Raw genomic sequence first — 15,368 nt, forward strand, 5'->3', positions numbered from 1 at the left:
AAATAATATGTTAGAAGAGTTAAAAAAACAAGTTTATGAGGCAAATATGGAGCTCCCACAGAAGGGGCTTGTCACCTACACATGGGGCAATGTCAGCGGGATTGACAGGGAAAGAGGTTTGTTTGTCATCAAACCGAGCGGAGTGGAGTATGAAAAGCTGTCACCGGAAGATATGGTTGTGATGGATCTCTCCGGCAATAAGGTCGAGGGAGAGATGAATCCTTCTTCTGATACACCGACTCATCTGGAACTATATAAGGCATTTAAAGATCTCGGCGGAGTGGTACATACCCATTCCCCGTGGGCCACTTCATGGGCACAGGCAGGAAGAAGTATTCCATGTTACGGAACAACTCATGCAGATTACTTTTATGGGGATATTCCTTGTGCCAGAGGACTGACAAAGGCAGAAATAGAAAAGGATTATGAGAAAAACACCGGGTTGGTCATCATAGAGACATTTAAGGATAAAAACCCCATCTATGTACCTGGAGTACTCTGTACAAATCATGGACCTTTTACATGGGGTAAAGATGCCGGTGAAGCAGTTCATAACGCAGTTGTACTGGAGGAAGTGGCTAAGATGGCGTATCGGGCGGAGCATTTAAAAGACGGGATCAGCCCTGCACCTCGGGTTATTCAGGATAAGCATTTTTTCCGCAAACATGGGGAAAACGCTTATTATGGTCAATAGAGATCGGAATCTGGGATCTGATCGGTGGAAATAATAGTTGTACCTGGAGCTTTACAGCAGGAGAGGATGCGGCATATGATAAAGGTTTTTTTAGTGGAAGATGAAGTAATTATACGGGAAAGTATAAAGAACAATGTGGAGTGGGAAAAGCATGGATATGAGCTGGTTGGAGAAGCAGGCGACGGAGAGATGGCGCTTCCGCTCATTAAAGAACTGAAACCGGACATATTGATTACAGACATTAAAATGCCTTTCATGGACGGTGTGGAACTTGGAAAGATTTTAAAAACAGAGATGCCGGATCTGTCTGTTATTTTTCTGACCGGCTATGATGATTTTTCTTTTGCAAAAGAGGCAATCTCCATCGGGGTGGAAGAATATTTGATGAAGCCTGTCACAGGAGAACAGCTCATTGCCGCACTTGACAAAGTGAAAAATCAGATTGAAAAGAAAAAGATACTGACAGACAATATGACACGGCTTGAGCAGGAGAGTCAGAAAAATATACAGATCAAACGATACCGTTTTTTCGGAGAACTTGTGCGCAGCAAGATGCCGGTATCAAAGCTGATCAGAATGGGAAATGAACTGGGTATTTCTGTGATGGCATCTGCTTATACGGTAATACTTTTAAAGTACTATTTTAATCATTCGGACGATGAAGAGAGAAAACGGAAGGCAGAGGAAGCAAACAGGCTGCTTTCACATACAGACAGTCAGGAACATGTTGTTATGTTCCAGAGAGCGACAGAAGGATACATCTTTCTTTTGAAGGTACAGAGTGACGAAGATATTGATAAGATTAGAGAGAGATTTGTAAAAAAAGTGGTTGAAATTGCTTCCCGCTTTGAGGATCTTGGATATTTTATCGGAGTCGGAGAGACAGTCCACAGAGTGCATGAGATTTCCCGCAGCTATGACACGGCAAGTGTGGCTTTCGCAAAGCAGTATGAGATGGGCAAAAACAGAGTCTTATATTACAGCCAGCTTGATAAAAGAGAAGAAATAGAGGACATCTCCGTAAATATTGATTTTCGGGAGATTAATATGGAAAAAACAGACAAAGCAGTCCTGGTCAAATTTTTGAAAAATGGAACAGGAGAAGATGTAGACGAATTTGTTGAGGACTATTTCAAAGCTTTTGGAGAGAAGAACATGGAGTCTTTTTTATTCCGACAGTATATTATTCTTGATATTTGTTTTATTATCAATGAATTTTTGGAACAAATCCATGGTGCAAAGAAGAAAGTGGCTGATCAGATGTTCGGAGAGAACTATAAGTTTACCGATGTGGATACTCTGGATAAGACAAAAGCTTATGTAAAGAGATTAATAAGAATGGCCATAGAACTGCGGAGCGAGAGTGTTGTTAAAAAGTATCAGCCGATGATCGAGGATGCTACGGATTACATCAGGAAGCACTTCAGTGATGATGACATTTCGCTGAATGTTGTTGCTTCTATTGTGGGGCTGAGCCCGAGCCATTTCAGCACGGTTTTTCGTCAGGAGGTTGGAAGTACCTTTGTAGAATATCTTACCATGGTGCGTATGGAGGAAGCGAAGACACTTCTCAAATGCACAAGTTTGAAAAGCTCGGAGATTGGTTACAGAATTGGTTATAAAGATCCCCATTATTTTAGTTTTCTGTTTAAAAAGACTCAGAAATGTACTTCGAAAGAGTACCGCATGAAAGGAATCTGATGAAAAGATTTAGTATAAAGCTTTCAGTATCCTCTCTGGAGAAAAAATTAAACTGGATTCGTTTATGTGTGCTGGTGCCATTCTTTGGAATGGTGCTGGCTCTTCTTGTCATGATGGTCAGTTTCAATGAACAGTATGACACAAGTGTACAGAATATCAGTCAGGCAAGTGAATTTAATTTTCAGTTCAGGGAAGACATTGATAACAAGATGTACAGGGTAGTAATAGGAGCAGATACCTTTGAGGAAATGAACCCTTATGTGGAAAGCTTTAAGGCCAGGATGACACTGGAACAGCTCAGAAAGACTGCTTTAAAACAGGAGAGCAGAGACCGTCTGGATCAGATCAACCGCCTTTTGGCCAGCTTGGAAACGTATATTCAGAAAATACAGACATCTGATATTATGAAAGACTATAAGGTCAATGACCGTATTTTAAGGGATGATGTGAATATCTTTACTGAAATCATTGAAAAGAAGATTAGCGAGTATATTTATTTTGAGACAGGCAACTTAAAACAACTGAGGAGCGGTCTGAGAAAAAATATTATGACTGCAGTCGCTGTTTCTGCGGCTATTTCCGCATTTCTTATCGTTTTTATCTGGATATTCACAAATCGGATCGCCAAAAGTATCTCGGAGCCGATCGTGGATCTGTGCAATAAGACAAAGCTTGTCGGAAAAGGGGATTTTACAGTAAGAGCCTTAAACAGTGAGACAGAAGAAGTCAGGATTCTGAGCAAAAACTTTAATCAGATGGTGAGAAGGATTGAACAGCTTGTGGAGGATGTGACTAAGGAGCAGATGAATCTGAGGAAAACAGAGCTGGAACTTCTCCAGTCCCAGATTAATCCCCATTTTTTGTATAATACTCTTGATACGATCATCTGGTTTGCGGCAGACGGACAGAATGAACAGGTGGTTCAGATGGTACAGGATCTGTCCACATTTTTCAGGGAATGTTTAAGTAAGGGTGAAGGCCTGATTTCTCTAAAGGATGAACTTCTGCATGTAGAAAGCTATCTTAAGATCCAGAGTGTCCGCTATCAGGATATACTCGATTTTTCAATTGACGTGCCAGAAGAAATCTTAGGCAGCAAAATTATTAAAATGACCCTTCAGCCTCTTGTGGAAAATGCACTGTATCACGGCATTAAGCGGCGGAGAGAAAAAGGAAAGATTGAGATCAATGGAGTCTATGATGAGGATAATATTTATCTGTCGGTGGAAGATGACGGTCCGGGCATGGATGCAGATCATGTGGCGAGAATCAATCAAGAGATGATGGGCGGAAGCCGGGACCGCAGAGTAACCGGATTTGGAATGTCCAGTGTAAACCAGAGGCTGAAGCTGCAGTTTGGAGAAGAGTATGGACTAATCGTAGAAAGTGAAGAATCTGCAGGTACAAGAGTGATTGCTGTTCTGCCAAGAGAGACCTGATTTTATGAAAGTCAGAATGAATCTGAAATAAAAATGGTTCATTCTGACTTTTTGTTTCTTGTGTGCTATGTTGTATGTTCACCTTAAGGGCTATGAACCATGTTTAAGTAAAAAAATGAACTCATTTCAAAAGAAAAAAAACTTTTTTAACCTCATATTGAAAAAAAATAAAAAAGTGTACTTAACTCAAAAGATATTGCATTGAAACAAGTGCAGATACAAGTAAAATGTATATTGTAAGTAAGAACCGCATGAAGTTCAGAAAATTTAAGGAGGAGAAAGTCATGAGAAAAGGATTTAAGAAAGTTCTTAGTATTGCTCTTTGTGCAGCAATGATGGGCACCATGTTGACAGCCTGCGGCGGAGGTGGAAAAAAGGATGCCGCTAAGAAAGATAACAAGGAGATCACGATCGGATTTTCACAGGTAGGTGCGGAGAGTGACTGGCGTGTTGCCAACACAAAGTCCATGAAGGAAGCACTGTCTGCGGGAAATGGTTTCAAATTATCTTTTGCTGATGCTCAGCAGAAACAGGAGAACCAGACAAAGGCTGTCCGCGAGTTTATTTCACAGGGTGTGGATGTCATCGCGATCGCGCCGGTAACAGAGACCGGATGGGAAACTGTTCTGAAAGAAGCAAAGGAAGCAGGCATCCCGGTAATCACTGTTGACAGACAGATCAAGACATCTGATGATTCACTGGTTTCCTGCTGGGTAGGTTCCGACTTCAAGAAAGAAGGAGTGGAAGCAGGAAAATGGCTGATCAAAGACATGGAAAAAAAGGGTAAGAAAGCTGCCAACATCGCAGTTTTACAGGGAACAATCGGTTCTTCCGCTGAGATCGGACGTACAAAAGGATTTAAAGAAGGCATTAAAGACGCTAAGGACTTTAAGATCATAGCTTCTCAGACAGGCGAGTTTACACAGGCTAAAGGACAGGAAGTAATGGAATCCTTCCTGAAACAGTACAAAAACATTGATGTCGTAGTGGCTCAGAATGACAACATGGCATTTGGTGCGATTGATGCATTAAAGGCAGCAGGTAAAAAACCTGGAAAAGATGTCACAATCATTTCCTTCGACGCTGTAAAAGCAGCATTAAAAGAAGTACAGAACGGACAGATCAATGCTGAGTTTGAATGTAATCCGCTGCATGGACCTCGCGTAGCAGACCTTGCTAAGAAGCTCATGAACGGTGAGAAAGTAGAGAAGGTTCAGTATGTAGAAGAACAGGTATTTACAAAAGATAACGTAGACAAGTTTATCAACGAACGCCAGTACTAAAAATCAGCTGGATGTACATAAAAATTGCAGGCTCTGGACCAGAAAGCCGATTTCTGGCCTAACCTGTAATTTTTATACTTAGATTGCCCAGGGGCAGACCTAATAACAGTGAAAAGAAAGGTGGAATTGTCATGAGTGATGAAAAAAAGACAGTTCTTTCCATGAAAAATATCAGTAAGAGTTTCCCCGGTGTAAAAGCATTATCCGATGCGCAGTTGACTTTACGGGAAGGTGAGATTCATGCATTGATGGGAGAAAACGGTGCAGGAAAATCAACTCTGATCAAAGTCCTGACTGGTGTGGAAGAATTTGAAACCGGCGAAATCATTATGGATGGAAAGAGCATCGTAAACGGATCTCCGCAGGAAGCGGGCATGAATGGAATCAGCACAGTTTACCAGGAAGTAAACCTCTGTCCGAATCTTACGGTTGCGGAAAATATTTTTATCGGACGAGAACCTATGAAAATGGGACATATCGACTGGAAGACGATCAACAGGGAAGCACAGAAAATCCTTGACAACTTAAAATTAGAAATTGACGCCACAGAGCTTCTGGAAAACTATTCTGTTGCAATCCAGCAGATGGTTGCCATTGCAAGGGCTGTAGATACACAGGCAAAAGTCTTGATTCTGGATGAACCTACTTCCAGCCTGGATGAAGGAGAAGTAGAAAAATTATTCGAAGTTATGAACATGCTGAAAAAACGAGGAACAGCGATCGTGTTTGTTACTCATTTTCTTGAACAGGTTTATGCAGTATGTGACAGGATCACTGTTTTGCGAAACGGACATTTTGTAGGGGAATACAAGACTGAAGAACTTCCGAGAGTCAAATTGGTTGCGACCATGATGGGCAAAGAGTTTGATGATCTGGCTGATATTAAGAATAAAGCCGGAAATGGTTCCAGGAGAAACAATGAAGCTGTGATCGAGGCTAAAGGGTTATATCATAAAGGATCTATCAAGCCATTTGATCTGACTATACATAAGGGAGAAGTCATTGGATTATCAGGACTATTAGGGTCAGGACGATCTGAACTGGCAAGAGTTATTTATGGAGCAGATAAACCGGAAGGCGGAGAACTCTATGTGAATGGAGAGAAACTTCACGTAAAGGCTCCGATCGAAGCAATGCAGAAAGGAATGGCATATTGTCCGGAAGACAGAAAGGCCGAAGGTATCATCGCCGACTTGTCCGTACGAGAGAACATGATCATTGCGCTGCAGGCAAAACGTGGAATGTTTAAGCTGATGAGCAAGAAAGAACAGGAAGAATTAACAGATAAATATATTGAAATGCTCCAGGTCAAGACGGCCAACAGAGAGGTGCCGATCAAGACTTTGAGCGGAGGAAACCAGCAGAAAGTCATTCTTGGAAGATGGCTGATGACCGACCCGGATTTCCTGATTCTGGATGAGCCTACAAGAGGTATTGATGTCGGTACAAAGACAGAAATTCAGAAGCTTGTTGTAAAACTGGCTGGAGAAGGAATGTCTGTCATGTTCATTTCCTCTGAAGTTGAGGAAATGCTCCGTACCGTAAATCACATGGGTATCCTGAGAGACGGAAAAAAGGTCGGAGAGCTGGAAGAAAGTGAATTATCACAGGAGAATGTTATGAAAGCAATCGCAGGAGGTGACAAGTAATGGATAAGTTGAAAAAATTGACAACCTGCCGCCTGTTTTGGCCTCTTGTATGTCTGTTTCTCGTACTGCTGTTTAACTTTATTAAATCACCGTCATTCTTTAAGATTTCAGTGAACAACGGTGTGTTATACGGATATCTGGTAGACATATTCAACAGATCCAGTGAGCTGATCATTTTGGCAGTCGGGATGACTCTCTGTGTGGCATCCAGTGCAGGAACCGATATTTCCGTCGGTGCTACAATGGCTTTGGCAGGAGGTGTATCTGTATATCTTCTGGGAACAGGAAATACATATAATATGCCGTGGATTCTTGCAATCCTGGCCGGACTTCTTGTCTCAATCGTATGCGGAATGTGGAATGGATTCCTGGTAGCAAAAATGAAAATACAGCCCATGGTGGCCACACTGATACTGTTTACTGCCGGGCGCGGTATGGCACAGCTGATCACCGGAGGAAATATTTTATACATCAAAGTGCCGAACTTTAAATATTTAGGAGGATTTCTTCCGCATATTCCGGTGCCGACCCCGATTCTTGTAGCAATTATTGTGGTAGTGCTTGTAAGTTTATTCTTAAACAGAACAGCGACAAAATTATATGTTGAAAGTGTCGGTATTAACCCGAAAGCCAGCCGTCTGTTCGGACTGAATTCCAACAGGATCATCTGGCTGACATATGCAGCCTGCGGACTCTGTGCAGGAATCGCAGGTATGATCGCTACATCAAGAATCTCATCCATTGATGCCAATAACGTAGGTAATCTGATGGAATTGGATGCAATCCTTGCAGTAGCCCTTGGAGGAAACTCACTGGCAGGAGGAAAGTTTTCTCTTGGAGGAAGTGTCATCGGAGCGATCACGATCCAGGCATTGTCAACGACACTCTATGCACTGAAAGTAACCGGAGATCAGCTTCCGCTTTATAAGGCGATCGTAGTTATCATTATTGTGACACTGCAGTCTCCGGAATTCAAGAAATTTATGAATCGATACAAAGCAAAAAGAGCGGCGAAAGCTGCTGGAGAGAAGGTGGCATCATGATAGAGAAAATCAAGAGCAAACTGCGCGGGAATGGTTTCCTGCTGTTTGTCACCATCGTGCTGTTCTTCATCTTGTATATCGCAGGAGCCATCGCCTATGGTGACCGTAACTTCACAAGTCCTCAGGTATTTTTAAACCTGTTTATCAGCAACGCAGGGCTGATCATTGCAGCAGTCGGCATGACCTTTGTCCTTATCACTGGAGGGATTGATATTTCCATAGGTTCTGTCATCGGCGTTGTATGTATGATGCTTGCATGGATGATGGAGATCAAACATATGAGCGCAGGGCTGGCAATCGTCTTAGTGCTGGCATTTGGAATTATATTCGGTCTGGTACAGGGATTCCTGGTAGCATATTTAAAAATTCAGCCTTTCATCGTAACACTGGGAGGTATGTTCTTTGCCAGAGGTTTGACCGCCGTGATCAGTTCTGACATGATCAGTATTAAAAATGAGACGTTCTTAAACCTTGCAAATAATAAAATTTACTTAAGCTTTATCACTTACTATAACAACAGAGGAATCGCAATGCACCCATATATTTACCTGAGCGTTGTTATCGCGCTCCTGGTTGTGGCAATTGCATTTGCACTATTGAAGTTTACAAAGTTCGGACGTGCAGTATTTGCCGTGGGTGGAAATGAACAGTCTGCACTGCTCATGGGACTGAATCCGAGAACAACAAAATTAAAGGTTTATGTATTAAACGGATTTTTAGCATCCCTGGCCGGTTTTGCTTTCTGCTTAAACTCCTGCGGAGGATTTGTAGAGCAGGCCCGCGGATTCGAGATGGATGCCATTGCGGCAGCTGTCATCGGAGGAACACTGCTGACCGGAGGTGTAGGAACTGTTATCGGTTCACTTTTCGGATCTCTGATCAAAGGTATCATTGAAACGATCATCACATTCCAGGGTACATTGTCATCCTGGTGGACGAGGATTGCCATTGCAGCCCTGCTTTGCTTCTTCGTCATCTTACAGAGCGTATTTAAATCCATCCGTGAAAAACGGCTGGCCCAAAGTGAAGATTAGCAGGAGGTAGGAAAATGAATAACATGCCAAAAGTAAAAATCGGGATCGTAGCAGTCAGCCGTGACTGCTTCCCGGAAAGCCTTTCCGTTTCCAGGAGAGAAGCTTTAGTGAAAGCTTATAAAGAAAAATATGGGGAAGAAGACATCTATGAATGTCCGGTCTGCATCGTAGAGAGCGAGATCCATATGGTGCAGGCACTGGAGGATATCAAAAAGGCAGGGTGCAACGCGCTAGCAGTATATCTCGGAAACTTCGGACCGGAGATCTCAGAGACACTTCTCGCCAAACATTTCGACGGACCAAAAATGTTCGTTGCGGCGGCTGAGGAAAGCGGAAACAATCTGCTGGACGGACGGGGAGATGCCTACTGCGGAATGCTGAATGCAAGTTATAACTTAAAGCTTCGGAATATTAAGGCATACATCCCGGAATATCCGGTTGGAACTGCGCAGGAATGTGCGGATATGATCCATGAATTTGTACCGATCGCGAGAGCGGTAAAAGCACTGAGTGAGCTTAAGATTATTTCTTTCGGTCCAAGACCACTGAACTTCCTGGCCTGCAATGCACCGATCAAGCCATTATATGATCTGGGCATCGAAATTGAAGAAAACTCAGAGCTGGATCTGTTCGAGGCGTTCAACAATCATAAAGATGATGAACGGATTCCTTCTATAATAAAAGAAATGGAAGAAGAACTGGGTCAGGGAAATAAGAAGCCTGAAATTCTGGCAAAGCTTGCCCAGTATGAACTGACATTGAAAGACTGGGTGGAAGAGCACAGAGGCTACAGGAAATATGTTGCCATCGCGGGCAAATGCTGGCCGGCATTCCAGACCCAATTCGGTTTTGTTCCATGCTACGTAAACAGCCGTCTTACTGCCCAGGGAATCCCAGTGTCATGTGAGGTGGATATCTACGGAGCGCTAAGTGAGTTTATCGGAACTGCGGTAAGTGAAGACGCGGTAACGCTTCTTGACATTAACAATTCTGTTCCTGCCGATATGTATGAAGAAGATATCAAAGGAACATTTGACTATACACAGAAAGATACCTTCATGGGATTCCACTGTGGGAACACTGCAAAGAGCAAGCTGTCCTTCTGCGAGATGAAATATCAGAAGATCATGGCAAGGACACTGCCGGAGGAAGTGACTCAGGGAACCCTGGAAGGAGATATCACACCGGGAGATATTACATTCTTCCGTTTACAGAGCACGGCAGACACAAAATTAAGGGCCTATGTGGCACAGGGAGAAGTTCTTCCGGTAGCGACAAAATCCTTTGGATCCATCGGAGTGTTTGCCATCCCAGAGATGGGAAGATTTTACCGCCATGTACTGATTGAGAAGAACTACCCGCATCACGGGGCAGTCGCTTTCGGACACTTTGGAAAAACATTATATGAAGTGTTCAAGTACATCGGTGTGGATGTCGGTGAAATAGGATTCAACCAGCCGAAGGGTATGTTATATCCGACGGAAAATCCTTTTTCATAAAGTAAAAGTAACTTTTTACTCCTTCTTAGACGGAGACAGACTCTAACCAGGTCTGTTTCCAACAGCACTTGGATAAAGCCGCAGAACATTTTGTTTTACGGCTTTGTCATATTTGTTTTTCACAGAAAAGGAATATACTATGAAGAAAATAGGAATACAGCCATTTGGCACAACTTCTGCGGGAGAGGAAGCAAATTTATACACAATTGCATTTAAAGACGGAAGTTCATTTTCCGCCACCGACTACGGAGCCAGTATCGTATCCTGTGTGGTTCCTGACAAAGACGGAAAGATGACAGATGTTGTTTTGGGATATGAGAATGTCAAGGATTATGAACAGCAGGATATGTTTATGGGATCGGTTATTGGAAGACATGCAAACAGGATCAAAGGGGCATCTTTCACTTTGAACGAAAAAGAATACAGGCTGTGTGCGAACGAAGGATGCAATCACCTGCACGGAGGCAATTCGGGCTTTCAGAAGAAGTTATGGAAAGGAGAGAGCCGGGATAACAAGATTATCTTTTCCCTTTTCAGTCCCCACATGGAGGAGGGGTATCCCGGCAGTTTACAAGTCAGTGTTATTTATTCATTTACAAAATACCATACACTGCATATTGATTATACCGCCGTCTGCGATCAGGATACAATCATTAATCTGACCAATCACGCTTATTTTAATCTTGCGGGTCATGATGCGGGTAACATCCAAAACCATTTTTTGAAAGTCAACAGCGATTTCTATACTCCGGGAGCAGCGGATTCTGTTCCCACCGGGGAAATTATGAGTGTGGAGGGCACCCCGTTTGATTTCAGAGAAGAAAAACAAATAGGGAAAGATATAAACAAAGAAAATCAACAGCTGGAATACGGCTGCGGATATGACCATAACTTTGTACTTGCAAAAGAAAAGGAAAGCTATGGGGAAGCAGCCAGGGCATGGTGCAGCACAACGGGGATAAGTCTTATTGTGGAGACAACCCTTCCCGGAATGCAGCTGTACAGCGGAAATCATATCCATGGAGAGCCTTTGGGCAAGAACGGGACGGTGTACCATAAACGTGATGGTTTTTGCCTGGAAGCTCACTTTTTTCCTTCAGGCCTTACTTATTCTCATTTTCCTCAGCCCATTCTCAGAAAGGGAGAGATTTTCCGTCACCGGACGACTTATTCATTCGGTATTCGATAGGTTTGTTTTTGTGGCTCTTTTGGTATAACAGTGGTAAAATAAAAGAGATATCATAATTACTTAAATCCATTGACCAGGAGGGACGTTTATGGAAAATATACCAGAAGTAGTTTTAGGAATTGCAGCGGTCAGCAGGGATTGTTTCCCTATGTCACTGTCCGAGAACAGGAGAAAACTTGCTGCAAAAGCCTATCGGGAGAAATACGGGGAAATCTTTGAATGTGAGACTTGTATTGAAAATGAATTGGACATGAAGAAAGCCCTTGAAGAGCTTAAAAAAGCAGGATGCAACGCATTGGTTGTTTACCTGGGAAATTTCGGACCTGAGACGGCTGAGACATTACTGGCTAAAGAATTCGACGGGCCGGTGATGTTTGCGGCGGCAGCCGAAGAGACACAGAATAAGCTGACCGATGACCGGGGTGATGCTTACTGTGGTATGCTCAATGCCAGCTATAATTTAAAGCTTAGAAATGTAAAGGCTTATATTCCGGAATATCCGGTGGGGACTGCCGAGGAAGTGGCAGACATGATTCATGACTTTGTACCGGTGGCAAGGGCAGTGATCGGCGTGCGTAACTTAAAGATTATTTCTTTCGGTCCGAGACCACAGGATTTCCTTGCCTGCAACGCACCGATCAAACAGCTTTATAATCTGGGAGCCGAGATTGAAGAAAATTCTGAACTGGATTTGTTTGAGTCTTTTAAGGCACATGAGGGTGATGAGAGGATTCCGGATGTGGTAAAGGACATGGAGAAGGAGCTTGGAGAGGGAAATAAAAAACCTCAGATACTGCCTAAACTTGCACAGTATGAGTTGACCCTCCTGGATTGGATCGATAAGCATAGGGGTTCCAGGAAATATGTGGCCATTGCAGGGAAGTGCTGGCCTGCTTTTCAGACTCAGTTCGGCTTTGTTCCATGCTATGTCAACAGCAGGCTGACGGCAAAGGGAATCCCGGTGTCCTGTGAGGTGGACATTTACGGAGCTCTGAGCGAATTTATCGGAATGGCAGTCAGCCAGGATATTGTGACTCTTCTGGATATTAACAATACAGTACCTGATGATATGTATGAGTCAGAAATCAGGGATAGTTATGAATACAGCCGCAGAGATGTGTTCATGGGATTTCACTGCGGAAATACGGCTTCAGAAAAGCTCTCTTCCTGCGAAATGAAAAATCAGCTGATCATGACGAGAACGCTGCCCGAGGAATCTACACAGGGAACGCTGGAAGGTGATATCATACCGGGAGACATTACATTTTACCGGCTTCAGAGTACATCAGATTCAAAATTAAGAGCATATATCGCACAGGGAGAAGTACTCCCGGTGAGGACAAGATCATTTGGAGGGATAGGTGTTTTTGCCATACCGGAAATGGGAAGATTTTACCGTCACGTACTTATAGAAAAGAATTTCCCGCATCACGGAGCAGTTGCTTTTGGACATTTTGGAAAGCTTCTGTTTGAGGTATTTAGGTATCTGGGGGTGGAACAGACGGAACTCGATTTTAACCGGCCGAAGGGAATGTTGTATCCTTCCGAGAATCCATTTGCATAATAGAGGAAAGGAGTTGGAAGATGTATTACATAGGACTTGACCTGGGGACTTCTGCACTGAAGCTATTATTAATGAGCGGGCAGGGTGAGATTTGTAAGATTATTTCCAAAGAGTATCCCATTTCATTCCCAAAAGCAGGGTGGTCGGAACAGAATCCTGTGGACTGGTGGAATGCTGCTGTGGATGGAATCCGTGAATTGGTCCGAGATGTGGATAAAGATCAGATCAAGGGGATCAGCTTCGGAGGCCAGATGCATGGACTGGTCGTTCTGGACAAAGACGATAATGTCATCCGTCCCGCAATTCTGTGGAATGACGGCAGGACATCAGAAGAATGTAAGTTTCTAAATGAAGTGGTGGGCACAGAAAAACTGTCTCAGTATACTGCCAATATTGCTTTTGCAGGTTTTACCGCGCCTAAGATTTTATGGATGCAGAAACACGAGCCTGAGAATTTCAGCAAGATTCATAAAATTATGCTGCCGAAGGATTATCTTGCCTACCGTCTGTCAGGTGTATTTTGTACTGATGTTTCAGATGCATCAGGAATGCTTCTGTTTGATGTGGAACATAAACGCTGGTCGGAAGAAATGTTGAATATCTGCGGTATAAAGAGAGAACAGATGGCAGATATTTATGAAAGTTATGAAGCAGTGGGCACAGTGACGCCTGAAGCTGCAAAAGAATTGGGACTTTCTGAAGCTGTAAAAATTATAGCAGGTGCAGGGGACAATGCGGCAGCAGCCATCGGAACAGGAACCGTGGGAGACGGCAAATGCAATATTTCTCTGGGAACATCAGGGACTATTTTTATATCAAGCAAAAATTTCAGAGTGGATAAAAATAATGCACTTCACTCTTTTGCCCATGCGGACGGACATTTTCATTTGATGGGCTGTATGCTGAGTGCTGCATCCTGCAATAAGTGGTGGATGGAAGATATCATTGGAACAAAAGAGTATGGAAAAGAGCAGGAGTCTCTTCAGGTGCTTGGAGAAAATCATGTGTTTTTCCTGCCATATTTGATGGGAGAACGCTCCCCATATAATGATCCGGATGCCAGAGGGGCATTCATCGGCATGTCTATGGACACAAAGAGATCGGATATGACACTGGCAGTGCTGGAAGGTGTTGCTTTTGCAATGAAAGACTCACTGGGAATAGCAAAATCTCTGGGAATTGATATCAAGAAAACAACTATCTGCGGAGGAGGGGCAAAGAGTCTGCTCTGGAGAAAAATCATGGCTAATGTCCTGAATCTTGAAATTAATATTATAGAAAGTGAAGAAGGTCCTGGATATGGAGGAGCAATTCTTGCAGCAGTTGGATGCGGTGAGTATAGTTCCGTGGAAGAGGCAGCGAAGAAACTGGTGAAAGTCGTGGATACAGTAAAACCCGATTCAGAGCTGGTCAATAAGTATGAAGAACGATATAAGATTTTCAGGCAGATTTATCCGAGTCTGAAATTCCTCTACCCAATGCTCTAAATCATTTAAAGCAGTTTACAAGAGCTTAGAAATATAAAAACTCATATTCAGGAAATCTGGAAGTTGTGAAAAATACATGCTGATACTACTATATATAGTAGAAAAGAATTATATTCCAATTTTTATTAAATTATTTCATAAAATCTATTGACAAAGAGTTGTGAGTTTGATAATATATTCAAGCGTCACATGAAGACGCAGTATCATAACGTAATTGTTTAGGCGCTTTTGGAGAAGTACTCAAGTGGCTGAAGAGGCGCCCCTGCTAAGGGTGTAGACCGTTTGCGCGGTGCGAGGGTTCAAATCCCTCCTTCTCCGTTTTTATAAATTCTTAAAAAGAACTTATAAAAAATGAAAAAAGTTGTTGACACAGAGAAATAAATATGATATTCTAATATAGCTGTCGCAAGAGGAACGACAAAAAACGACAGCAGATCTTTGATAATTGAACAATAAGACAACCTTGAAAATTCTAAGAGATTTTCAGTATCTTTAAAAAAAGATACACGAACGTTCTTTATAAAAGGACACAGTAAAACAAGGATAAAAAAGCTAGCGCTTTTTAGATCCAAGATTGAACATGAGAGTTTGATCCTGGCTCAGGATGAACGCTGGCGGCGTGCTTAACACATGCAAGTCGAACGAAGCATTTTGGAAGGAAGTTTTCGGATGGAATTTCTTAATGACTGAGTGGCGGACGGGTGAGTAACGCGTGGGGAACCTGCCCTATACAGGGGGATAACAGCTGGAAACGGCTGCTAATACCGCATAAGCGCACAGAATCGC

Annotated in this window: 11 protein-coding genes, 1 tRNA gene and 1 rRNA gene; all 13 read left to right on the top strand. The window is 42.9% G+C overall.

The genetic code is table 11. From position 1 onward, the window contains the following. The first annotated feature begins 7 nt into the window (after positions 1–7). Positions 8–694 carry an L-ribulose-5-phosphate 4-epimerase gene (locus QGT46_RS11605; protein ID WP_024729032.1) on the top strand — a complete coding sequence of 229 codons (687 nt, stop codon included), beginning with the start codon at positions 8–10 and terminating at the stop codon, positions 692–694. A 75-nt stretch (positions 695–769) separates the two neighbouring features. Next, complete coding sequence (locus tag QGT46_RS11610) at positions 770–2,395, top strand: response regulator (protein WP_024729031.1); 1,626 nt, start codon at positions 770–772, stop codon at positions 2,393–2,395. Continuing rightward, entirely contained in the window at positions 2,395–3,834 is a 1,440-nt protein-coding gene (locus QGT46_RS11615; protein WP_148459813.1) for a sensor histidine kinase, read from the top strand. The genes QGT46_RS11610 and QGT46_RS11615 overlap by 1 nt, the downstream gene beginning before the upstream one ends. Positions 3,835–4,118: 284 nt before the next feature. After that, positions 4,119–5,117: an ABC transporter substrate-binding protein gene (locus tag QGT46_RS11620; protein WP_024729029.1), complete on the top strand. Its 999-nt coding sequence runs from the start codon at positions 4,119–4,121 to the stop codon at positions 5,115–5,117. Between the two features lie 131 nt (positions 5,118–5,248). After that, positions 5,249–6,766 (top strand): sugar ABC transporter ATP-binding protein, encoded by a 1,518-nt coding sequence (locus tag QGT46_RS11625; protein WP_024729028.1) that lies wholly within the window; start codon positions 5,249–5,251, stop codon positions 6,764–6,766. Continuing rightward, positions 6,766–7,809 carry an ABC transporter permease gene (locus QGT46_RS11630; protein ID WP_024729027.1) on the top strand — a complete coding sequence of 348 codons (1,044 nt, stop codon included), beginning with the start codon at positions 6,766–6,768 and terminating at the stop codon, positions 7,807–7,809. The genes QGT46_RS11625 and QGT46_RS11630 overlap by 1 nt, the downstream gene beginning before the upstream one ends. Continuing rightward, entirely contained in the window at positions 7,806–8,843 is a 1,038-nt protein-coding gene (locus QGT46_RS11635) for an ABC transporter permease subunit (RefSeq protein ID WP_024729026.1), read from the top strand. Before QGT46_RS11630 ends, QGT46_RS11635 begins: the two co-directional genes overlap by 4 nt. Before the next feature lie 14 nt (positions 8,844–8,857). After that, on the top strand, positions 8,858–10,342 hold the full coding sequence (locus QGT46_RS11640; RefSeq protein WP_024729025.1) for an L-fucose/L-arabinose isomerase family protein: 1,485 nt from the start codon (positions 8,858–8,860) through the stop codon (positions 10,340–10,342). Between the two features lie 139 nt (positions 10,343–10,481). Further along, positions 10,482–11,531 (top strand): aldose epimerase family protein, encoded by a 1,050-nt coding sequence (locus tag QGT46_RS11645; protein WP_148459812.1) that lies wholly within the window; start codon positions 10,482–10,484, stop codon positions 11,529–11,531. An 88-nt stretch (positions 11,532–11,619) separates the two neighbouring features. Then, positions 11,620–13,095 (top strand): L-fucose/L-arabinose isomerase family protein, encoded by a 1,476-nt coding sequence (locus tag QGT46_RS11650; protein ID WP_024729023.1) that lies wholly within the window; start codon positions 11,620–11,622, stop codon positions 13,093–13,095. 20 nt (positions 13,096–13,115) lie between these two features. Next, entirely contained in the window at positions 13,116–14,582 is a 1,467-nt protein-coding gene (gene xylB / locus QGT46_RS11655) for a xylulokinase (RefSeq protein WP_148459811.1), read from the top strand. 230 nt (positions 14,583–14,812) lie between these two features. Then, a tRNA-Ser gene (locus tag QGT46_RS11660) sits at positions 14,813–14,900 on the top strand. Positions 14,901–15,158: 258 nt separating this feature from the next. Next, positions 15,159–15,368 (top strand): 16S ribosomal RNA (locus QGT46_RS11665); the annotation flags it as partial.

The sequence above is a fragment of the Anaerostipes faecis genome, assembly GCF_910574135.1.
Taxonomy (GTDB): Bacteria; Bacillota; Clostridia; order Lachnospirales; family Lachnospiraceae; genus Anaerostipes; species Anaerostipes hominis.